This window comes from Selenomonas timonae (assembly GCF_014250475.1).
Lineage (GTDB): Bacteria > Bacillota > Negativicutes > Selenomonadales > Selenomonadaceae > Centipeda > Centipeda timonae.
This window is the reverse complement of sequence record NZ_CP060204.1, coordinates 2,329,853-2,351,779: the sequence shown is the minus strand read 5'-3', so window position 1 is coordinate 2,351,779 and position 21,927 is coordinate 2,329,853. Positions and strand designations below refer to the sequence as shown.

The window sequence follows — 21,927 nt, the reverse complement described above, 5'->3', positions numbered from 1 at the left end:
TATCTATCTGTAGTAGGAGGAAAAAACATGATTGTTGGCGTTTCGAAGGAAATCAAGAACAATGAGTTCCGCGTCGGTATGACCCCTTCGGGTGTCGAGGCGATGCGCCGTGCTGGTCACACGGTCCTGATCGAAGAGGGTGCCGGCGTTGGCAGCGGCTTCACGGATGCCGATTACAAGGCTGTCGGTGCTGAGATCATCTCGGACAAGAAGGCTCTGTTTGATCGTTCTGAAATGATTGTTAAGGTAAAAGAGCCTCTCGAATCCGAGTATGACCTCTTCCATGAGGGTCAGATCCTCTTCACCTACCTCCATCTCGCAGCTGAGCCCGAACTTACACAGGCTCTCCTCAAGAAGAAGGTTGTCGGCATTGCCTATGAGACGGTTATCGGCAAGAATGGCCGCGGTCTCCCCCTCCTCGCTCCCATGAGCGAAATCGCAGGCCGTATGTCCGTCCAGATCGGTGCACAGTTCCTTGAGAGCCGTTACGGCGGCAGCGGCGTCCTCCTCGGCGGTATCGCAGGTGTCTCTGCAGGCCAGGTCGTCATCATCGGCGGCGGCAACGTCGGTACGAACGCTGCTAAGATTGCTGTCGGTCTCGGCGCACGCGTCACGGTTATCGATCTCTCGATCGAGCGTCTCCGTGAGCTCGATGACATCTTCGGCGGCCGTATCGTCACCGAGTACTCCTCGAGCTACAACATCGCTAAGTGGGTCAAAGAGGCAGACCTCCTCGTCGGCTCCGTTCTCATCCCGGGCGCTCGTACCCCGATCCTCGTCACCGAGGAAATGATCAAGACCATGAAGAAGGGCTCCGTTGTTGTCGACGTTGCAATCGACCAGGGCGGCTCCATCGAGACCTGCGATCACTGCACGACGCATGAGAACCCGACGTTCGAGAAGCACGGCGTTGTTCACTACTCCGTTGCAAACATCCCGGGCGCTGTTTCCCGCACGTCCACGCTTGGCATCACGAACGCAACGATTTCCTATGCTGTTGACATCGCAACAAAGGGCTGGAAGGCTGCACTCCAGCAGGTTCCCGGTCTCAAGTATGGTCTCAACACCATCGACGGTCACCTCACCAACGAGGCGGTCGCTAAGGCTCTGAACATTCCGTTCAAGTCCATCGATGAGTTCCTAAAGTAATTCTCCACTCTGACTGCTGAGGGGGCTGTTTCACTCCCATATGTTTCCATATGTGCCGTGAAACAGCCCCCTTTTTAAGTAAAGTAAAGCGTTTTGAGAAACTGAAAGGACTGGTTCACTTGGCTTCATGGAAACGCGTATGCATTCTTGCAGGCTCCTATCTGGGCTTCATGATTGGAACCGGCGTTGCAACGGGACAGGAAATTCTCCAGTACTATACGGCAAACGGCTGGATGATCTTCGGCACGGCTGTCGTCATTGCGATCATCTTCATTGTTGCTAACTACGGTTTTGCTCTTGCAGGACGCGATCACAACGCGACTTCCGGACAGCAGGCGTTCATCTTCTACAATGGCACGTTCCTTGGCAAGGCTTTTGACTGGTTTACGGTCTTTTTCTGTTATCTGTCATACTGCGTCATGGTCGCCGGTGGTGCCGCTACACTGCAGCAGCAATATGGACTTCCCGTCTACGTCGGCGCTGCAATTGTTGCCGTTCTCGCAGGCGGGTCGGTGGCGCTTGGCCTCGGCAAGCTCGTTGACATCATCGGGCGCATCACGCCGGCGCTTCTCTTTGCAATCGTCGGTATGGTCTTTGTCCATCTCGTTCAGCACATTGACACGCTTGCAGCAAATGCAGACCTCATCTCCTCCGGTCAACTCGAGATGACGCGTGTCGGCAGCAACTGGTTCATGTCCGGCATGTCGAACGGCGGCTACAGCATCCTGATGCTTGCAAACTTCAGCGCCGTCCTTGGTGCGCGTGAAGATTTCAAGACGCTGTTCCGCGCCAACGTCCTCTCCACCGTTCTGCTCGTTGTGCTCAACACGATCATCGGTCTCTCGATCATGAGCCGCATCACGGATCTCTATCAGGTTCAGATCCCGAACCTCGTCATTGTGGCAAGCCTCTCACCGGGTCTCACGACCATCTTCGGCGTTCTGATCTTCGTCGCGGTCTATACGACGGCGTGCCCGCTGCTCTGGACGGCAGTCGCACGCACTGGGGAAGAGGGCTCGGCCAAGTATAAGATGTGGGCGCTCGGTCTTGCGGCCATTGGCTTCTTCTTCGGCATGTTCGTGCCCTATCACATGATGCTCAACTATGTGTATGGTCTGAACGGCTACATCGGCTTTATCGTCATGGCTCTCATGTCGATCAAACTCATCCGCATGAAGTTCTTCTCGAAGGGGAGTGAGTCCTGATGCCGAATCGTGCAGCATGGGCGGAGATCAATATGGGGGCACTTTCCCACAACTACCGTGAGATCCGCTCGCGTATTGCAAAGGGTGCAAAGCTCTGTGCCGTGGTCAAGGCGGATGCCTATGGTCACGGGGCGATTGCCGTTGCGCGCGTGGCGCTCGAGGAAGGCGCAGACTATCTGGCTGTTGCAACCCTCTCCGAGGCGCTGAAGCTGCGTGCAGCGGGATTTACGACACCACTCCTCATTCTCGGACTCGTGGAGCCGGAGAGTGCGCGTGAGGTTGTGGACGGCGATATCACGCAGACGGTCTGCCGCATGGATCTCGTTGAGGCGCTCTCGAAGGAGGCTGTGCGTCAGGGCAAAACGGTAAAGGTTCACCTGACGATTGAGACCGGTATGGGGCGCATCGGCGTTCATCCGAAGGATGCTGCTGAGACGGCGAAGAAGATTGCCGCATTTCCAAATGTGGAGCTTGAGGGCGTCTTCTCCCATTTCGCTCTGGCGGATATTCCGGATAAGACCTTTACGAAAAATCAGGTCAAACTCTTCCAAGAGGCATGCAATGCAATCGAAGCGGCAGGAATTCACATTCCCGTCAAACATATTGCCGAGTCGGCTGCAATTCTTGAGATCCCAGATGTGCACTTCGACATGGTGCGTGCGGGCATCATCCAGTATGGGCTCTGGCCGTCGGATGAGGTTACGCGCCCCATCGACCTGCGTCAATGCATGAAGTTCTGTGCGCGCATCGTCTACGTCAAGACGATTCAGCCAGGCGAATCCGTTGGTTACGGACGGAAATTCATCGCAGAGCGTGAGACGCGTATCGCGACTCTGCCGGTCGGCTATGCGGACGGATACATCCGTGCTTATGCGGGCGGGAGTGTGGAGGTCTGCGGAAAGCGTGCCCCGATTGCGGGACGTGTCTGCATGGATCAGTTCATGATCGACATTACGGACATTCCAGAGGCGCAGATGGGCGATGTCTGCACGCTGTTCGGCTCGGAGACCCTTCCGACGGACGAGGTCGCAGGCTGGGCAAATACGATCAACTATGAGGTCGTCTGCCTCGTCTCTGAGCGCGTCCCTCGTGTCTATGTCAAGTAGCGTAATTTTCTGCGCGTGACGTTACCAAAGAGCGGGGCTGCTGCGGATGTGTTTGTGTCCGCGGCGGCTCCGTTTATTTATCATTATGAAAGAAAGGAACAGATATGAATACCTTGGTCAGCCCTGAGAATACATGGGTATTGATGACTGTGATGCTGCTCGCGGTAGCGGTTTCGGTCTATCTGGAGCAGAAATATGCTTGGGCGTCCCGCATTTCGGGCGCTGTCATTGCCCTGATTATTGCACTGGTTTTGGTTAATACGAATATTATTCCGCCGCATGCGGAGCTTTACGATGATATCGTATGGGGCTATGTCGTGCCCATCGCTATCCCGCTCTTGCTCCTCCAGACCAATATCCTGAAGATTTGGAGGGAGACGGGCCGTCTGCTCGTAATCTTCCTGATCGGTGCGGCGGGAACCATTGCGGGCGCGCTCCTTGGCTGTGTCCTGCTGGGCTCTGCAATCGACGGTCTGCCAAAGGTCGCAGCGATGATGACGGGGTCGTACATCGGCGGTGGTGTCAACTTTACAGCGCTTGCCGATGCATTCAAGGTCAGCGGTACGCTCGTCTCATCGACGATTGTCGCGGACAATCTCAATATGGCGATCTACTTTTTGATCCTCCTCGGAATTGCGGGGAATTCGTTCTTCCGCAGCATGTATACGCATCCTCTGATCGATGATGTGGAGAAGAACGGGGCATCCGATGAGGGGAAGACGCTTGCGGCGACCTACTGGGGACGCAAGGACATCTCGCTCAAGGATATTGCTATGTGTGTCACCTATGCGGTCGTCGTCGTCACTGCGTCGAAATTCATCGGTGCAACGCTCGGCGGACTGATCCCCGCAGACGCGAACTGGTTCACGAAGATGTGCAACACCTTCCTCGGCAGTCAGTATGTCTGGATCACGATGATCTCGATGATCTTTGCAACGTTCTTTGAGAAGCAGGCGAGCTCGATGAACGGCGCGCAGGAAATCGGTACATTCTTCATCTATATGTTCTTCTTTGTCATCGGCGTGCCTGCCTCCATTATGGAGATTCTGACGAATGCACCGCTGCTCTTCGTCTTCTGCCTGATTATGGTGGTTGTCAATATGCTCTTCTGCCTGATCGGCGGGAGGCTGCTCAAATTTGACCTAGAGGACATTATCATCGCTTCCAATGCGAACATCGGCGGCCCGACCACGGCGGCAGGCATGGCGATCTCGCAGGGATGGAACAAGCTCGTAGGACCCGCAATGCTGGTCGGTACGCTCGGCTATGTCATAGGAACGTATCTTGGCATTATTGTCGGCAGTATCTTGGGCGCATAGATGCGGGAGAGCAATGAATGAATACAAAGATAAGCGTCTTTGATGCGCACTCAGATCTGTTTACCAATGTCACCCTGCGCAGACAGCAGGGCGAGCAGTCGGTTATCCGCCGCTGTCACAGCGCGCAGCTGCAGGAGGGCAATATCCAAGCGATGACCTGCTGTGTATGGATTGATCCGCCGTACACGGATACGCCGACGGAGCGTATGGTTGAGATCATGTCCTCTGCCTGTGCGGAGCTGAGGGAGGCTGCGGATGTCGCAGAGACTGCATACTGTGCAGCGGATATTGAGCGCATCTGCGCGCAGGGAAAGCTGGCAATTCTCCTTGGCATGGAGGGGCTGAGCGGTCTGCGCGGGCAGGTCGACTTCCTGGATGTGCTCTATGCGTGGGGCGTTCGGCATGCAATGCTGACGTGGAACGAGGTCAACGAGTTTGCCAATGGCGCATGCAGTCCCCATGCAGATGCAGGGCTGACGCCGCTTGGCATCAGAGCTGTACAGCGCATGGAAGCGCTGGGGATGATCGTGGATGTATCCCATGCCAACGAGCAGACCTTCTGGGATATCTATGAGCACACGGAGAAGCCGTTCATCGCTTCGCACTCCAATGCCTACGCGCTGTGTGCGCACGCGCGCAATCTGAAGGACGATCAGATCAAGTCGCTCGCCGCGCGCGGCGGCGTGATCGGGATGAATGCGTGGCCGGAGTTCATCGCGGCGGAGCAGCCGAGTGCGGAGCGGCTGGCAGATCATGTCGATTACATTGCCGGGCTCGTCGGTGTGGATCACATTGCCTGCGGCTTTGATTTCTGCGATTATCTGCCGGGCGATACGCTCGCCTCGTTCGTCCATACAGAGGAGATGACTGCGGATCTCACGAGTGCGGCAGATGTACCGCACTTCCTTGATGTTTTGAAAAAACGGGGCTACAGTGCGGGAGATCTGGAGAAAATTGCGCATGGGAATTTCATGCGCATCGTCTCCGAGATCGTCGGCTGAATACGCGCTTTGCCGCATACAAATAGGACTGCCAAACGAATGGCAGTCCTATTTGTATGCACAGGATTCAGTCCTCCGTCTCTCGCTGTGCGATGATGGCGCTGATCTCGCGCTGCTGCTGTGCCTCAATGCGCTTCTGGATGAAGATGTTCGGGATGGAGACACCGACGACGACGGCGAGAATGATGGTGACGCCGTTTACGCCGAAGCGCAGCGCCTCCAGCAGCTCCTCGACGGAGATGGTCTGGATGTGCAGGACGGCGAAGAGGAGGCGATAGAGGAGGACGCAGGGGATGAGGGGGATGACGGGCGGGATGATGAGCAGGGTATTCGGCGTGTGAACGATATGGATGATCTTCAGCGCGGCGATGCCGACGACGGCTGCTGCTGCGAAGGAGCCGATTGCCTGCGGCAGTCCGAACTCGAGCATCAGGACGTTGCGAATGAGCATGGTCACAATGCCCTCGATAGCGACGATGGCGAGCAGCTTCTTCGGTGTGTTGAACATGATGGAGAAGCCGCCTGCCGCGAGGATGGCGGCAATCGCCTGATTGAGATAGCTGTCGGTCGGCTGTATGTGCACGTCCGAAATATTGTGTACGCCCGCAACGAGGATGGCAAAGGCGATGCCGAAGGTCATGCCGCCGATGATGAGCATCGTGTCCATTGCGCGCGTCATGCCCGAGGTGGTGAAGCGGTTCAGCAGGTCGCTCGCGGCGTTGATCGATGGGAAGCCGGGCATGAGGAAGATGGTGCAGGCGACGAGCGCATACCACATCGTAGGAAGCCCGAGCGCAGCGGGGATGATCCATGCGCCGAGCGTTGCGACAAAGCCCGTAATCATGGCGCATGCATAGGGGTTGAAGGCGTATCGCGTGCTCGTGCGGTGGGCGAGGAAACCCATGAGCGCCGCGATGGTGGCGACAAGCGCCTCTGTCCAGCTGCCGCCAAAGAGCTTGCACGAGCCGCCCGAGCCGACGGCGGCGCCGAGCGCAATGATCCAGTCGGGATAGCAGAGCGGACGCTCGCGGATGCGGTTGATTGCGCGCTCGATTGGATCCAGCGGCGTATTGCCGCGCAGGATACGCCATGTCAGCTTGCTGACAGCGGCGAGGACGGCGAGGTTGACACCGTGCTTCAGACATTTGCGGAACTGTGTAAAGGAGCGCTCACCGTCGCTGACGCAGAGCATGAGCGTCGTGTAGGTAACGTGCGACTGGATCTGCTCGGAGGGAATCCTGAGATGCACTGCCGCGCGCCGCATATCGCGCACGATGCGCGAACAGTCCGCGCCGTTCTCCATGAGTGTCTGCCCGATGTCGAGCAGGATCTTCATCTTGTGGTTGAGCATTTTATTGCTGTCTTTGGAGGCATTTTGTATGAGTTCAGTGTTCATAGGAGCATCACGGTCTGCCTTTCTCACCTGCTTACAATATTTTTGTCATTATATCACAGAAGATTATCGGCGTGAAATAAGAAATCCGGTATACAGATGGACAAATACTCTATGATAGATAAAAGCGATAGAAAGAATAAGTTTCAGCTATAAAAATTTATAAATATGTGACATTACTCACATGCACGTAAAAGCCTATATAGTAAAATTATATCGTATCTATAAGCCTTTTCAATGAAAGCCAAAATAATGGAGGGGTGAAGGCGTGAGCAGTATCTTTCAAAAGTTTAAGTATCTGATTCCAACGTCGAAATCCGCAGACGGTCACAATGAGACGCACGAGGGCGGGCGCGCATGGGAGAACATGTATCGCGACCGCTGGTCGTTCGACAAGACGGTCCGCACGACGCACGGGGTCAACTGCACGGGCTCGTGCAGCTGGAACGTCCACGTCAAGAACGGCATTGTGGCGTGGGAGAATCAGGCGACCGACTATCCGGAGACGGCGCCGGATATGCCGGACTTCGAGCCGCGCGGCTGCCCGCGCGGGACGACGTTCTCGTGGTATCTCTACAGTCCGCACCGCGTGAAGTACCCGTATATGCGCGGGGAACTCGCGGCTCTTTGGCGTGAGGCGCGTGCGGCGCATCCGAATGCGTACGAGGCATGGAAGAGCATCGCCTCCGATCCCGCAAAGAAGAAGCAGTACAAGCAGGCGCGCGGTATGGGCGGCTTTGTGCGCTCGAACTGGCAGGAGGTCAGCGAGCTGATCGCCGCCTCCGTGCTCTACACGGCGTACACCTACGGCTCCGACCGCATCTTCGGCTTCTCTGTCATCCCTGCAATGTCGATGCTGAGCTATGCGGCGGGCATCCGCTTCATGCAGCTCATGGGCGGTGTCGGCCTTTCGTTCTACGATTGGTACGCCGACCTGCCGCCCGCGAGCCCCCAGATCTGGGGCGAGCAGACGGACGTGCCCGAGTCGAGCGACTGGTACAATGCAGGCTACCTCATCACGTGGGGCTCGAATGTACCGCTCACGCGCACGCCGGACGCACACTTTATGGCGGAGGTGCGCTACAAGGGGACAAAGGTCGTTTCCATCGCGCCCGACTATGCCGAGTCCTCGATGTTTGCGGATACGTGGATTCCGCTCAAGGTCGGCAGCGACTCCGCAATGGCGATGGCGATGGGGCACGTCATTCTCAAGGAATACTACGTTGATCAAACAACGCCGTTCTTCCTCGAGTACACGCGGAAGTATACGGACTTCCCGTTCCTCGTGCGCATTGAGAAGAAAGAGGACGGCACGTACATCCCCGGGCGTATGCTCTCCTCGCGCGACATGGGGCGCGACGAGAAGCACGCGGACTTCCGCTACTACGTCGTGGACGACAAGACGGGCGATATCGTCATCCCGAACGGCACGCTCGGCGAGCGTTGGTCGACGCAGGAGAAGTGGAACATCCGCGAGGAGAACCGCGACACGGGCGCGGAGATCTGCCCACGTCTCTCCGTCTGGGATGACAAGACGGGGACGGTTGAGGTGCAGCTGCCGTACTTCGGCAACGATCGCAGGGAGCGTACGCTGACGCGTGCTCTGCCTGTGCGCAGCGTGAAGACGGCGGACGGCGAGGTGCTCGTCACGACGGTCTATGACCTCACGCTTGCAAACTATGCGATTGATCGCGGCATCGGCGGCGAGAGCGCAGGCTCGTACGAGGACGACACCCCATATACGCCCGCGTGGCAGGAGAAGTACACGGGCATTTCGCCCGATCTCGTCATCAAGACCGCACGCGAGATCGCGGACAACGCCATCAAGACGAACGGCAGAACCATGATCATCATGGGCGGTGGCATCAACCACTGGTTCCATGCGGACGTCGTCTACCGTACGATCGTCAACCTCCTGCTCTTTACGGGCTGCGAGGGGCGCAACGGCGGCGGCTGGGCGCACTACGTCGGGCAGGAGAAGCTCCGCCCGAACGAGGGCTGGGCGCGTATCATGACGGGTACGGACTGGCAGGCACCGCCGAAGCTGCTCAACTCTACCTCGTTCTACTACTTCGCGACCGACCAGTGGCGCAGCGACGAGATTCAGACGGATGCACTGACGGCGGCGAACGAAAATGCACGCTACAATCACGCGGCGGACTATGCTGTGCTCGCGGCGCGTCTGGGGTGGGCACCCTCCTACCCGACGTTCAACCGTGGCTCGAACGACCTCGCTGCGGATGCAAAGGCGGCGGGCTTCGAGGGCGCGGACGGCATCAAGGAATACATCGTCAAGAGCTTGAAGGACAAGAGCCTGAAGTTCGCATGGGAAGACCCCGATGCACCGGAGAATTTCCCGCGCAACCTCTTTGTCTGGCGCTGCAACCTGCTCGGCTCGTCCGCGAAGGGCAACGACTACTTCCTCAAATACCTCCTTGGCACGGAGAACAGCATCTTCCAGGAGGAGGACTGTGCGACGCGCCCGCAGGAGGTGAAGTGGCGCGAGAAGGAGGAGCTCATGCAGCCGGGCGGCGCGCTCGAGGGCAAGCTCGACCTCCTCGTTTCGCTCGATTTCCGCATGGCGGGCAACGCGCTTTACTCCGACATTGTGCTGCCGACGGCGACGTGGTACGAGAAAACCGACCTCTCTTCGACGGATATGCACCCGTTTGTCCATCCCTTCCAGCCGGCGGTCGACCCGCTCTGGGAGTCGCGGACGGACTGGGACATCTACCGCACACTGGCACAGGCGGTGTCGCAGGTCGCAAAGGACGCAAAGCTCACGCCGTACACGAACATCGCTGCGACCCCGCTCGGGCACGACAGCGAGGCAGAACTCGCGCAGCCGGACGGCATTGTGCGCGACTGGAGCAAGGGTGAGTGTGAGCCGATCCCCGGCAAGACCATGCCTAACATTGCATCGAATACGATTGACTATACGAAGCTCTATGAGAAGTGGATCGCGCTCGGCCCGAATGCGGGCGGCAAGACGGCGAGCCACGGCAATACGTGGGACTCGGCGGAGGACTACGAGGAGATTCGTCAGCGCAACGGCATCATTCAGAACAAGGACTATGTGTCCTACGGCTGTCCCTCCATCTACGAGGCGCGGCAGGCGATTGACGCCGTGCTCGGTATGTCCCCGACGACCTGCGGCAGGACGGCCGTCCGCGCATGGGAGGCGGTGGAGAAGCGCACGGGGCTGAATGACCTCGTGAAGCTCGCAAAGGATCGTGAGGAGGAGCGGTTCACCTACGATCAGGTTATCGCACAGCCGCGTGAGACGATCACGGCACCGACCTTTACGGGCAGCAACCAGAACCGCCGCTATACGCCCTTTACGAACAATGTGGAGGAGCTGATCCCGTTCCGTACACTCACGGGGCGCCAGCATTTCTACATGGATCACGAGGTCATGCGTGAGTTTGGCGAGGCACAGGCGGTCTACCGCCCGATCCTCGACTTCCGTCCGATGAACAAGTCGCTGAACGGCACGCAGAAGGAGATCACGCTGAAGTACCTGACACCCCACAACAAGTGGAGTACGCACAGCATGTACTTCGACGCGCAGCAGATGCTCACGATGTTCCGCGGCGGGCAGAGCGTCTGGATGAGCGAGAAGGATGCGGCGGAGATCGGCGTGAAGGACAACGACTGGATCGAACTGTACAACCGCAACGGTGTCGTCGCTTCGCGCGTCGTCGTCTCGCCGCGTATCCCGCACGGTGCGGTCTTTATGCACCACGCGCAGGATCGCCACATCAACGTACCGGGCTCGAAGATCTCGGGCACGCGCGCAGGCACGCACAACACGCCGACGCACATCCACATCAAGCCCACCCACCTCATCGGCGGCTATGGGCAGCTCAGCTACGGTTTCAACTACTACGGCCCGACGGGCAATCAGCGCGACTCGTACGTTGTCGTGCGGCGCATGGAGGAGGTAGATTGGCTTGAAGATTAAAGCACAGATTGCGATGGTCATGAATCTCGACAAGTGCATCGGCTGTCATACGTGCTCCATCCTCTGCAAGAACGTCTGGACGAACCGGCGCGGCGCGGAGTATATGTATTTCAACAACGTCGAGACCAAGCCCGGCATCGGCTATCCGAAGCAGTGGGAGAATCAGGAGAAATGGAAGGGCGGCTGGGAGCTGCGCGATGGAAAACTCGGCCTCAAGACCGGCGGCATGACGACGCGTCTTGCAAAGCTGTTCTATCATCCGCAGCAGCCCGAGATGGACGACTACTACGAGCCGTGGACGTACGACTACGAAACGCTGATTCATGGGAAGCGGCGCAACCATCAGCCCGTGGCGCGTCCGCGCTCGCTCATCACGCAGAAGCGCATGGAGATCAAGTGGGGACCGAACTGGGAGGACGACCTCGCCGACGGCGCGTCCGCACGCAAGGACTACAACCTCGCGAAGATCGGACAGGAGATCACGCTCGAGTTCCACGACATCTTCATGAAGCATCTGCCGCGCCTGTGCAATCACTGTCTCAACCCCGCGTGCGTTGCGGCGTGCCCCTCGGGCGCGATCTACAAGCGCGACGAGGACGGCGTGGTGCTCATCTCGCAGGACGGCTGCCGCGGCTGGCGTCACTGCGTTCCGTCGTGTCCCTATAAAAAAATCTATTACAACTGGGAGACGAACAAGGCGGAGAAGTGCACGTTCTGCTTCCCGCGTCTGGAGAACGGTCTGCCGACCGTGTGCAGCGATGGCTGCGTTGGACGCATGCGCTATATCGGTGTCCTGCTCTACGATGCGGACAAGGTCAAGTCGGCGGCATCCACCCCCGATCCGAAGGATATCTACAAGGCATACCTCAGTGCGCTCTGCGACCCGAACGACCCTGCGGTGGTCAAGGCGGCAAAGGAGGCGGGGATCCCCGACCGCTGGATGCGTGCGGCACAGAACTCGCCCGCACACAAGCTGATCGCCGAGTGGCAGCTCGCGTTCCCCCTCCATCCGGAGTACCGCACGCTGCCGAATGTCTGGTACGTCCCGCCCCTCAGCCCGATTGCACGGCGCGTCGAGGAGAAGGTCTTCTTCCCGGGCGCGGCGGAGATGCGCATCCCTGTCGCCTACCTCGCACAGCTCCTCACGGCGGGCGACGAGGCGGCGATCGAGCGCGTGCTGCACGTCCTCCTCGAACTGCGTGCCGTCATGCGTGCAAAGCAGACGGGCGATGCTCTGCCTGCGAATCTGACGCACGATGTGGAAACCTACGAGGCGATGTACCGTCTCCTCGGGCTTGCGAAACGCCGCGAGCGTTTCAACATCCCTGCGGGGCTTCAGGATGTCACGCATGAGAAACTGCGCGAGCTGCAGGGCTCGGTCGGCTATGCCTGTCCCGGAGGGTGCTGCTGATGGATACGAACCGCATTCAGACACCGCTCCTCCTCACCTCCTACCTGTTCGAGTACCCCTCGGCAGAGTGGTGGGAGGGCGTTCCCACCCATGCAGCGGCAGTTGCGGATGTCGAGCGTCCGCAGTCGCGCGAGGTGTTCGAGGAGTTCTTTGGCTACATCGGCGAGAGCGACAGACAGGAGTTCGAGGATGCCTACGTACGTGCCTTTGACTTCTCGCAGAATACGAACCTCTACCTCACGACGCACAACCGTACGGATTTCGGGAAGCAGTCCGAGGAAATGCTCGCATACAAGCAGCTTTTCCTCGATGCGGGCTATGACCTCGATCACGAACTGCCCGACTACCTGCCCGCGATCCTCGAACTTGCGGCGGCGGTGCCGGATAAACAGGCACTGCACATCCTGACCGAGGTGCGTCCGAAACTGGAACTCCTGCGCGACCGTCTGATCGAGGCGAAGCTGCCCTATGCGTTTCTCCTCGATGTCGTGCTCACGGAGGCGGCGGGACTCGAAGGGAGGACAGCATAATGAAACAATTCGCATGGGGCATCCTGCCCTACATCGCGTTCACGTTCCTCATCGTGGGGACGATTGTGCGCTACACTGTTTCTGAGCGGAACTGGACGACGAAGTCGAGTCAGTTCCTCTCCAAGAGCGACCTGAAGATCGCGGGGCCGATGTTCCACCTCGGTCTCGTCATGGCATTTGGCGGACACGTCATCGGCGTGCTCATCCCGAAGTTCATGACCGAGGCGGCGGGCATCGACGAGCACCTCTACCACATGATTGCGCTCGGCGGCGGAGCACCTGCGGGTATCCTCTTCTTCGGAGGCTTTGTCCTGCTCCTCATTCGCCGTTTCGGCAAGGACCGTATGGCGGTCAACACGTCGACAATGGACAAGTGGCTCTATTTGTTCCTCTTCCTTGCGATCTTTACGGGCTGCGCGTCCACGACGCTGAACGCCGTGCAGGGCGGGTTCGACTACCGCGAGACGATTTCTCCGTGGTTCCGCTCGGTTCTCGCACTCAGCCCCGAGATCGACTACATGGAGAACGTGCCGCTCATGTTCCGTATCCACATGTTCTCATGGATGGCAGTCGCGTTCCTCTTCCCGTTCACGCGTCTCGTCCACTGCCTCAGCGCACCCTTTGAGTACCTCGTGCGCAGCCCGATTATCTATCGGAAAAAATAAATCGGTGGATAGAAAATCCCCCTTCGCGCGAAAATCGTGCGAAGGGGGATTTTTAGCGGGGGGGGGGTGCATCAGCATTTGATGCCGCTGCCCTTGCGTGCGTAGAATACATATGTAATAATGATGGTCAGGAAGGTGAATCCAATGAGAAAATAGAATGCGGGGATAACATTGCCCTGCGTTGCGTACGAAAGTCCGAAGAGTTTCGGGATGAAGAAGGCACCGTATGCTGCAATTGCTGCTGTAAAACCTGTGACGAGCGAGGCGTGCACGGGATTTTCGAAGACGAACGGGATCATGCGGAACGATGCTGCATTGATGAAGCCCGTCGAGAAGAAGAGCACGAGGAATGAGCCGAAGAAGAGTGCGAAGTTATGCGCCTGGATGCCGAGCATGGTGACGAAACAGGCAACAAGCATCAGCAGCAGCGAGTAGAACGTAACCTTCGAGCCGCTGTTGACCTTGTCCGAGACCCAGCCGCCGATGGGGCGCACGCCCGCGCCGATGAATGGTCCGAGGAATGCCGCGTAGGCGAAGGAGACTTCGGGGAACTCGCGGTTGACGAGGAGTGCGAGAGCTGCCGAGTAGCCGATGAACGAACCGAAGCCGCAGGTGTAGATGACCGTGATAAGCCACGTGTGCTTGTTGCCGAAGATGGACATCATGCTGCGCGGACTCTGCTTCGGGATGGGCAGATTGTCCATGAACATCCAGACGAGGACGAGGGTGAGCGCGGTCGGAATCGCCCAGAAGTAGCAGACGTTCTGAAGGTAGACCTCCTTGCCCGCCGCGTTCATGAGCGGCTCACCGAAGAGGCCGCCGAAGCTCGCGCCGAGGAGCATCGGCGCAGTCAGGTAGATGAGCGAAACGCCGAGGTTGCCGATGCCGGCGTTGATGCCGAGGGCGAGACCCTTCTGCGCCTTTGGGAAGAAGAAGCCGATGTTCGCCATGGACGAAGAGAAGTTTGCGCCCGCAATGCCGATGCCTGCTACTAGGAGGACAAAGGTATCATAGGTCGTCGTTGTGTCCGTAAGGGCATTGCCGAGACCAATGAGCGGGATGAGCAGGAGGGCGGTCGAGATGAACGTCCAGTTGCGCCCGCCGACGATAGCGGGGAGGTAGGTGTAGATGAGTCGTCCCGTTGCGCCGACGAGTCCCGGCAGCGCTGCGAGCGTGAAGATCTCGTTGTCCGTGAAGTGAAAGCCCACTTGATTGAGCTGTGCGGCAATCGTCGCCCACATCGTCCACGCGACGAAGGCGAGGGTCAGCGCCCACGTCGAGGTGTAGAGATTCTGTTTTGCGACGCGCTCGCCGTATTTCTTCCAGAATGCCTCGTTCTCCGGATCCCAATGCGCGAGGATGTCGCGCCGTGACGGATTCTCGCCGAGAGCGGCGAGGATGTCTTTGCTTTCCATTTGCATCTCTCCCATAATGATTTCGTGAAACACTGAGGAAGGTTGTGCCTTATCAGAGTTTCCTATGAATTTTATATGAAAAAATTATAGTGAAAAATTTTTCTCTTGGATGTGACTGATGTCACAGGTTTTTCATAGTTTTTTCGATAATATTAAAAAATATGATAGGTGAGTCCTATGAAATGAACGGAGGTGAGACTTGTGGATCAGGAGGCGCTCATTCGGGAGATGATGTCGATCCCGGGGAAGGTGATATCGCTGCATGATGGGGCGTATCTGTTTCGTGAGGGCACGTCGGCGCGCTATTTCTACATTGTGCGCTCGGGGCATATCTTCATCGTAAAATATGGTGAGTCAGGGCGCGTCCTGTCGCTGCGCCTTGCGACGAAAGGGAGTCTTATCGGCGAGCTACCGCTCTATGAGGAAACTCCAACCTATATTTTCAGTGCGGTTGCACGCAGCGCGTCGGAGGTCTATGCGATCGAGTTCCCCGTGCTGCAATCCTATCTCGAGAAGCACCCGCATCTATCAATTGCGCTTCTCAAGCTGATCGGTCTGCACATGCGCAAGCAGCATCTGAAGTTCCGTGACCTTGTGCTTTACGGGAAGAAGGGTGCGCTCTACTCGACGCTCATTCGCCTTGCGAACAGCTACGGGATGCAGACGGATGAGGGGATTCTCATCTCCGTGCCGTTGACGAATCAGGAACTTGCGAACTACTCGGCATCCGCGCGTGAGAGTCTCAACCGCATGCTTGCCGATCTCAAAAAGAATGATGTGATTGCGATGCGTGGTCACCTCATCCTCATCAAGGACATCGAATTTCTCAAGGCGGAGATCCACTGCGAGAACTGCGGCAAGGACATCTGCAATATCGAATAAAAAAACGCCCGTCGGGGCGTTTTTTGTTATGGTATCGGTACAGCACTATACTTTTGGTCACCGAGTTGGTATCGCGCTCGCCCCGCCGTAAGATCGGTGAGTGCACGCTGGTGGAGCTCGATGTCGCCTGTCGGTACGAGGAGGGCGAGGGTGACGGCGTCCGCATAGTTTGTCTCGCCTGTTTGTAATGCAGCATCGCGTACATAGCGTTCGGCGGCTGCGAGGAGGTCGTAGTCGAGCTGCACGTACATCGTATGCAGCGGCGTCATGCGCAGCTTTGCCGCTGCCTCGAGTCCGAGACCTGCCGCGTGTGCATAGGCGCGGATGAGCCCGCCTGCACCGAGTTTGATCCCGCCGAAGTAGCGCACGACGGCGACAGCAGCATTTGTAATCTCACGCGCCTTGATTGCCTCTAGGATGGGGCTGCCCGCCGTGCCGCCCGGCTCACCGTCATCGCTCGAGCGTTGGCGGTCGGCACGCGCCCCGAGCACCATTGCATAGGGGACGTGGCGCGCCTCGTAGTGCTCCTTCTTTACGGATGCGAGCCATGCACGCACCTCCTCCTCGTCCTCTGCGTGGATGGCATAGGCGAGGAAGCGCGAGCGCTGAATCTCATACAAAACAGGGGAGACACCGCCCGCCGGTATCTCCCCTGTGATGGTCGTATAGGCTTCCATCGTTATTTGTTCTTGCGGTTGAAGTAGTCGATGATGCTTGCGTCGAGCAGAATGTAGGTCGGCCCCGTGCTCGCCGTCAGTTCACCCGCCTGAAAGATTGGGCAGACATAGCCGCGCCCGCCGAGGAAGTAGTTCGTCGGCACCTCGCGCACGGACTTCTCGGGCTGAATGGGGGTGTTGCGTCCCTGCTCGTTGTAGAGATGTCCATTCACCGCCTCGCCGTCGAGATCGGACGGTGTGACGTGGACGAAGAACGCGAGCGGCAGACGCTGACCCGTCTTCTTGTAGTAGACGTAGCCGTAGTCGTGGCGTGTCGGCTGGTTGCCGCGCAGCTCGTAGCGCAGATCCGTGAACGTCACGGAGAGGAAGTTGTCATCGTCGAGGTGGACGCGATAGCCGAACTCGCCGCGATAGAATGCGCCGCTCTCGTAGGCAGAGCGCACGCTCGCCGCCAGCGCCTCCATGTCGGCGTTGATGAGATTCGCGACAGCAGCGTCCTCGAGGCTGAGAACAGGATAGGCGATGGAGAGATTTGTCGTCGACTCGCGATGCTCGGTGACGGCTGCGCTCGTCGTGCCCGAGACCGTGATGACAAGCACGAGAGCGAGCAGCAAGGCTCTGAATTTCATAATACTAGCTCCTCCTTTACATAGTTGCTAATGATGATAATAAAAATTTACAGCTTTGTCAAATAAATCGTAGTAATCTATGCGTTCTTGTAGTATGATAAAGGCGCATTTTCATCCAGTGCAATCGGGAAGAAAGGTCGTGTTAGAAAGCCCATGGGCGAATCCACAATGAAACGGAAGCTGAAGCACAGACATCTTCAGTTCATCTCTCTCGGCGGCGTCATCGGGAGCGGATACTTCCTCGGAACGGGCTATGTGCTCGAGCAGGCGGGACCTGCTGCCATGATCTCCTATCTCCTCGGGGGCGTCATCGTCCTCGCGGTCATGCTCTGCCTCGCCGAGCTCGCGGTGGAAAAGCCGCTCTCGGGCTCCTTTGTCGTCTACGCGCGCGAGAATATCTCGGCGACGTGGGCGTGCGGTGTCGGCTGGTCGTATTGGGTGACATGGGTCTCCTATGTGCCGTCGGAGATGATCGCCGCCGGCATCATCATGAATGGCTTTTTCCCGGAGATCGGGACAATCTGGTGGGCGGTGTTCTTCGGTCTCATCGTCACCATTCTCAATCTGTTTCGTGTCGATAAATTCGGTGAGAGCGAGTTCTGGCTCTCGCTCATCAAGGTGACTGCGCTCGTTGCGTTCAGCGTGGTCGCGCTCCTCATCTGCCTTGGACTCATCGGTGAGGAGGGCTATATCGGGACGCGTATTCTGCTCGGCAGCGGCGGCTTCGCCCCGCACGGCTATTGGAGCATCGCACTCACGATGGTCATTATCCTTGTGAACTTTCAAGGGACAGAGATCATCGGTCTCGCGGCGGGAGAGACTGCCGATCCCGCACGCAGCATACCGACGGCGGTGCGCAATGTGACGTGGCGCATCATCGCGCTCTACATCGTGCCGATCACCCTCCTTATCTCAATTCTGCCGTGGGATCACGCCTCGCTCAGCGAGAGCGTCTTTGCGGCGGCGCTCGCCGAGCACGGATTCTCGCATCTCGCAGCGCTCTTCTCGCTCGTCGTACTCACAGCGGCGATCTCCTGCTCGAACTCGGGGCTCTACGGTGCGGCGCGGACGGTGCACGCGCTTGCGACCATGGGCATGGCACCGCGCGTACTCGAAGGACTCAGCGCAAAGGGCGTCCCCTCGCGCGCAATCTACGCCTCCATCCTCTTCTGCTGGGGCGTCATTGCGATCTATGCGATGAACCCGCACGCCGAACTCTATACCTATCTGCTCGCGCTCTCGGGCTTCTCGGGCGCGGTGGCGTGGATCTCGATTTGCTGGAGTCAGTATCGGCGGCGGCGCAGGCTCGAGGCGGAGGGGCAGGTGGAGCTCCTGCGCTACCGCATGCCGTTTTTTCCGTACGTGACCCTCTTCGGCATCTGGGCGCAGGTCTTCTGCCTCGCCTTCATGATCTTTATGCCTGAGCTGCGTTCCGCGCTCTATCTCGGTGTGCCCATGCTCGTTGTTCCCATGATTCTCTATCGCTTATTGCGGAGAAGGTAGAGAGATGTTATAATTACATTAAAGCGCCTTTGCAGATAGGGAGGTAAATTATGTTCGGATTGTTTGGGAATAAGAAAAGGGAAGAGGTCTCGCTCGCGGATCGGATCAAGGCGAAGCCTCTTGCCGTGGAGCCGCAGGCCCACGAAGAGGGAACGAAGACGCGTGCGCCGTTTGCCGGGCTCGGCACGGTGGGCGGCAGCGACATGAAGTCTGCCTATCTCTCGCGCAGTGAGCTGACGGCGGAGCGTCTGCGTGAGCTCTACGATGTGCCGGGCGGCCCTGCGATTGTGCTCGGCTTTATCTCCGCAGATCTCGCGATGGACGATGTGGCGCGCGCCGTGCAGTCTGCCTCGCCGCCCGATGTAAAGCTCCTGCTCATGACGACCTGCGGCGAACTGACACACACCCCAGGCACGCGCTCCTACTACATGGATGCGGCGGACGGGCGTGCGAAGGTGCTCCTGCAGGTGTTCAGCAAGCGCATGATCGCGCAGTCCTATATGATGACGATCCCTCTGCACAACGAGGATATGAGGCGCGGGGAGGCGACGCTTACACCCGCCGAGCGCGTTGTGCAGATCACAGCAGACGTGCGTGCTGAGCGCATTCCGTTCCCCGTGCGTTTCGATGACACCTTTGCCTTTGTCTACGTCGACGGCGTGAGCGCGTGCGAGTCCTTTGTCCTGCGGGCACTCTACGAGGCGGAGAGCCTGCCCTGCCCGTATGTCGGTGGCAGCGCGGGCGGTGCGCTCGACTTTTCCCATACCTACATCTACAACGGCACGCAGGTGCTCGAGAACCATGCTGTTATCCTCGTGGTGAAGCTCGCCGAGGACTACCGCTACTCCGTGTTCAAGACGCAGGCAGCGGAGGAGACGGGGGCGCACTGGACGATCATCGGCTCGGATGCGACGTTCCGCACCGTGGACACCGTTGCCGATGCCGAGGGACGTCCCGTATTATTCGCGGATGTGCTGATGGATTATCTGCATGTCTCGAGTGTCTCGGCACTCACGGATGCGCTTGCGGGTTATACATTTGCAACCCACGTCGGCAATCAGTTCTACATCCGCTCTCTGCAGAAGATTGACGAGGCGACGAAGCGCATGCACTTCTTCTGTGACATTACGACGGGCGAAGAGCTCTATCTCATGCGCCGTGAAAAATTCCTCGAGACGCTGCAGGCGGACTATGCGGGATTTTCCAAGGGCAAACCCGCGCCCATCGGAGTCGTGATGAATGACTGCATCCTGCGCCGTCTGACCTTTGCGGACGAAATCGGCCGTGCCGACCTCTTTGACGGATTCCCTGTGGCGGGCTACTCAGCGCTCGGTGAAATCGCAGGTATGCACATCAACGAGACGCTGACGGCGATCTTCTTTTATCAGCTCTCGGGCGGCGGCTTCTATGACGGCTATATGAACCGCTTCCCATCCGTCTATGCGCTCTGTCAGAAATCCTTCCTCGAGCACGAGGTCAGCCGTCTTGAGATCATTGGGCGCCTCAAGGACAGTATTATAGGTGAATTCAACGAGTACCGCGGCGAGATGGCGGGCATGTCCAAGGCGATGGCGCGCGTCGGCGAAAGTGCCGAGAACGTTTCCGGTCTCATTGACAAGCTGAGTAGCGGGCTCGGCGGTCAGGGCGACATGACGAAGGAGCTACTCGGACGGAATGCTGAGATCACGCCGAAGCTCGAACGTCTCACGGAGAGCACGAAAAAGATCGAGCAGGTCATGAACATGATTACGGAGATCTCCGCGCAGATCAACCTCCTCGCGCTCAATGCAGCGATCGAGGCGGCGCGTGCGGGCGAGATGGGGCGTGGTTTCGCCGTTGTTGCGGGCGAGGTGCGAAAGCTCTCCGAGAACACGCGTGAGCGCCTCGAGGCGTCGGATGAGGCGATTGGGGAGCTCCTGCGTGACGTGCAGGAGATCGACAAGATGCTCGCGACGAATCATGCACTTGAGGATCAGGTGGAGAATTTCGAGCAGGGATTTGACGGGCGCATGGCGGATCTGAAGAAAAGTCTGGACGATGGACTCGGCGCGATTCAACGCTCGACGGAGGCCATTGATCGTATGGCAAAGCTCGGCGCGCAGCTGACCGAGCGCTACGATGAGCTGGAGACGGTGCTCCGCTCCATTCGCTGAGAAAATTTCACAGCACAGAAAAAGCGCGGATGATGCCGCGCTTTTTCTGTGTCAGAACGATTTCATTAGAATGGATACGATGGTATAAGTGGAGGCGACGTAGAGCATGGCGAAGACGAGTTTGCGAAAGAGAGCGGCAGGCATAAAGCGCATGCTCTCGCGTCCCGCGATGATGCCGACGGCGAGCGCGGGCAGGAGATAGATGAACTCGTTGAATGCCGCCGTAAGCGGAAAACCGCCGATGAGGTAGCTGACGAGTGAGGTTGCATTGCCGAGGAAGAAGTAGACGAAGCAGGTTGCACGGAAGACATTAGGAGGCATGGAGGTGTAGGCAAGGTAGATCAGGAACGGCAGACCGCCCATGCCCGTCGTGATCGCCGTGAAGCCCGAGAGCATGCCCGTGATGATCGTGTTGCGCCGGCATTCCGGGATGCGGCGGTGCGAGATCTGCATGAGGAGGAGACTTAGCAGGACAACAACGTTGATGAAGACCTTCAGCGCGTCGTTCGAGATGTAGGTGAAGAAAAAGAAGCCGACGGGCTGGCCGAGGAGCATGCCGAGATACATCCAGCGCACGAGCGGCAGATTCGCCTGCCGCCGCATGAGGAAGCCCTGTACGGCGTTACCGCTGCATGCGAGCAGCAGCATGATCGGCACGGTCAGCTTCGGCTCGTAGAAGAACATCAGGAGGGGGGCGGCGATGATGACGAGACCGAAGCCCGTGATGGATTGGATGAATGCCGCGAAGAAGATCGCAAGCGTTGGCCCCATATGTGTGGCGACACCCGCAAGATAGTGCTCCAACGATACCCCTCCTTCATAAAAATTATGTTGCATCGTCATTGTACCACGAACAAACAGGGAATGCACGAGGTATGCCGTTGTATTTAGACGGATAGGGATATAGGAAAAAAGTCCGTATTTT

General features: G+C 58.1%; 17 protein-coding genes. 12 read left to right on the top strand and 5 right to left on the bottom strand.

What is annotated here, in order from left to right; all coding sequences use genetic code 11:
• Positions 1-27: 27 nt before the first annotated feature.
• From ald to H1B31_RS11265, 5 genes are all read left to right on the top strand, one after another.
• Positions 28-1,149 carry an alanine dehydrogenase gene (gene ald / locus H1B31_RS11285; RefSeq protein ID WP_185980391.1) on the top strand — a complete coding sequence of 374 codons (1,122 nt, stop codon included), beginning with the start codon at positions 28-30 and terminating at the stop codon, positions 1,147-1,149.
• 119 nt (positions 1,150-1,268) lie between these two features.
• On the top strand, positions 1,269-2,354 hold the full coding sequence (locus H1B31_RS11280) for a YkvI family membrane protein (protein ID WP_226372110.1): 1,086 nt from the start codon (positions 1,269-1,271) through the stop codon (positions 2,352-2,354).
• A complete protein-coding gene (gene alr / locus H1B31_RS11275) occupies positions 2,354-3,460 on the top strand; it encodes an alanine racemase (protein WP_185980389.1) in 1,107 nt (368 codons plus the stop codon). Before H1B31_RS11280 ends, alr begins: the two co-directional genes overlap by 1 nt.
• 104 nt (positions 3,461-3,564) lie before the next feature.
• Positions 3,565-4,779: a DUF819 family protein gene (locus H1B31_RS11270; RefSeq protein ID WP_185980388.1), complete on the top strand. Its 1,215-nt coding sequence runs from the start codon at positions 3,565-3,567 to the stop codon at positions 4,777-4,779.
• A gap of 17 nt (positions 4,780-4,796) precedes the next feature.
• The gene (locus H1B31_RS11265; RefSeq protein ID WP_185980387.1) at positions 4,797-5,780 is read left to right on the top strand and encodes a dipeptidase; all 984 of its coding nucleotides are present in this window, start codon (positions 4,797-4,799) and stop codon (positions 5,778-5,780) included.
• 67 nt (positions 5,781-5,847) lie between these two features.
• Here the strand turns inward: H1B31_RS11265 and H1B31_RS11260 are convergent, their stop codons facing one another.
• A complete protein-coding gene (locus tag H1B31_RS11260; RefSeq protein WP_185980386.1) occupies positions 5,848-7,176 on the bottom strand; it encodes a threonine/serine exporter family protein in 1,329 nt (442 codons plus the stop codon).
• A gap of 265 nt (positions 7,177-7,441) precedes the next feature.
• Here H1B31_RS11260 and H1B31_RS11255 point away from each other — a divergent pair, with 265 nt between their 5' ends.
• The 4 genes from H1B31_RS11255 to narI are packed head-to-tail and all read left to right on the top strand — an operon-like array spanning position 7,442 to position 13,743.
• Complete coding sequence (locus tag H1B31_RS11255; protein ID WP_185980385.1) at positions 7,442-11,137, top strand: nitrate reductase subunit alpha; 3,696 nt, start codon at positions 7,442-7,444, stop codon at positions 11,135-11,137.
• Positions 11,127-12,548, top strand: coding sequence for a nitrate reductase subunit beta (narH, locus tag H1B31_RS11250; protein ID WP_185980384.1), 1,422 nt, complete (start codon positions 11,127-11,129; stop codon positions 12,546-12,548). Before H1B31_RS11255 ends, narH begins: the two co-directional genes overlap by 11 nt.
• On the top strand, positions 12,548-13,078 hold the full coding sequence (gene narJ / locus H1B31_RS11245) for a nitrate reductase molybdenum cofactor assembly chaperone (protein WP_185980383.1): 531 nt from the start codon (positions 12,548-12,550) through the stop codon (positions 13,076-13,078). The genes narH and narJ overlap by 1 nt, the downstream gene beginning before the upstream one ends.
• Positions 13,078-13,743, top strand: coding sequence for a respiratory nitrate reductase subunit gamma (narI, locus tag H1B31_RS11240; RefSeq protein WP_185980382.1), 666 nt, complete (start codon positions 13,078-13,080; stop codon positions 13,741-13,743). The genes narJ and narI overlap by 1 nt, the downstream gene beginning before the upstream one ends.
• A 71-nt stretch (positions 13,744-13,814) precedes the next feature.
• Here narI and H1B31_RS11235 read toward each other — a convergent pair whose 3' ends face one another.
• Complete coding sequence (locus H1B31_RS11235; RefSeq protein ID WP_185981298.1) at positions 13,815-15,164, bottom strand: MFS transporter; 1,350 nt, start codon at positions 15,162-15,164, stop codon at positions 13,815-13,817.
• A 195-nt stretch (positions 15,165-15,359) separates the two neighbouring features.
• Here H1B31_RS11235 and H1B31_RS11230 point away from each other — a divergent pair, with 195 nt between their 5' ends.
• Positions 15,360-16,040: a Crp/Fnr family transcriptional regulator gene (locus H1B31_RS11230; RefSeq protein WP_009441935.1), complete on the top strand. Its 681-nt coding sequence runs from the start codon at positions 15,360-15,362 to the stop codon at positions 16,038-16,040.
• Between the two features lie 26 nt (positions 16,041-16,066).
• Here the strand turns inward: H1B31_RS11230 and H1B31_RS11225 are convergent, their stop codons facing one another.
• Together H1B31_RS11225 and H1B31_RS11220 are read right to left on the bottom strand one after the other, a co-directional pair.
• Complete coding sequence (locus tag H1B31_RS11225) at positions 16,067-16,717, bottom strand: IMPACT family protein (protein ID WP_009441934.1); 651 nt, start codon at positions 16,715-16,717, stop codon at positions 16,067-16,069.
• 2 nt (positions 16,718-16,719) lie between these two features.
• The gene (locus tag H1B31_RS11220; protein WP_185980381.1) at positions 16,720-17,346 is read right to left on the bottom strand and encodes a polysaccharide deacetylase family protein; all 627 of its coding nucleotides are present in this window, start codon (positions 17,344-17,346) and stop codon (positions 16,720-16,722) included.
• A 153-nt stretch (positions 17,347-17,499) separates the two neighbouring features.
• Between H1B31_RS11220 and H1B31_RS11215 the strand changes: the two genes are divergently transcribed.
• The gene (locus H1B31_RS11215) at positions 17,500-18,849 is read left to right on the top strand and encodes an amino acid permease (protein WP_185980380.1); all 1,350 of its coding nucleotides are present in this window, start codon (positions 17,500-17,502) and stop codon (positions 18,847-18,849) included.
• Between the two features lie 50 nt (positions 18,850-18,899).
• Complete coding sequence (locus H1B31_RS11210) at positions 18,900-21,002, top strand: methyl-accepting chemotaxis protein (RefSeq protein ID WP_185980379.1); 2,103 nt, start codon at positions 18,900-18,902, stop codon at positions 21,000-21,002.
• 51 nt (positions 21,003-21,053) lie between these two features.
• On the opposite strand, the gene H1B31_RS11205 is transcribed toward H1B31_RS11210, so the two are convergent.
• Complete coding sequence (locus H1B31_RS11205) at positions 21,054-21,806, bottom strand: sulfite exporter TauE/SafE family protein (RefSeq protein ID WP_185980378.1); 753 nt, start codon at positions 21,804-21,806, stop codon at positions 21,054-21,056.
• Between the last annotated feature and the right edge of the window lie 121 nt (positions 21,807-21,927).

What these genes read in the sequence shown, in the direction of transcription:
- ald (WP_185980391.1), top strand. Translation starts at nt 28, where the DNA reads ATGATTGTTGGCGTTTCGAAGGAAATCAAGAACAATGAGTTCCGCGTC.
- alr (WP_185980389.1), top strand. Translation starts at nt 2,354, where the DNA reads ATGCCGAATCGTGCAGCATGGGCGGAGATCAATATGGGGGCACTTTCC.
- H1B31_RS11270 (WP_185980388.1), top strand. Translation starts at nt 3,565, where the DNA reads ATGAATACCTTGGTCAGCCCTGAGAATACATGGGTATTGATGACTGTG.
- H1B31_RS11265 (WP_185980387.1), top strand. Translation starts at nt 4,797, where the DNA reads ATGAATACAAAGATAAGCGTCTTTGATGCGCACTCAGATCTGTTTACC.
- H1B31_RS11260 (WP_185980386.1), bottom strand. Translation starts at nt 7,176, where the DNA reads ATGAACACTGAACTCATACAAAATGCCTCCAAAGACAGCAATAAAATG.
- narJ (WP_185980383.1), top strand. Translation starts at nt 12,548, where the DNA reads ATGGATACGAACCGCATTCAGACACCGCTCCTCCTCACCTCCTACCTG.
- narI (WP_185980382.1), top strand. Translation starts at nt 13,078, where the DNA reads ATGAAACAATTCGCATGGGGCATCCTGCCCTACATCGCGTTCACGTTC.
- H1B31_RS11235 (WP_185981298.1), bottom strand. Translation starts at nt 15,164, where the DNA reads ATGCAAATGGAAAGCAAAGACATCCTCGCCGCTCTCGGCGAGAATCCG.
- H1B31_RS11225 (WP_009441934.1), bottom strand. Translation starts at nt 16,717, where the DNA reads ATGGAAGCCTATACGACCATCACAGGGGAGATACCGGCGGGCGGTGTC.
- H1B31_RS11220 (WP_185980381.1), bottom strand. Translation starts at nt 17,346, where the DNA reads ATGAAATTCAGAGCCTTGCTGCTCGCTCTCGTGCTTGTCATCACGGTC.
- H1B31_RS11215 (WP_185980380.1), top strand. Translation starts at nt 17,500, where the DNA reads ATGGGCGAATCCACAATGAAACGGAAGCTGAAGCACAGACATCTTCAG.
- H1B31_RS11210 (WP_185980379.1), top strand. Translation starts at nt 18,900, where the DNA reads ATGTTCGGATTGTTTGGGAATAAGAAAAGGGAAGAGGTCTCGCTCGCG.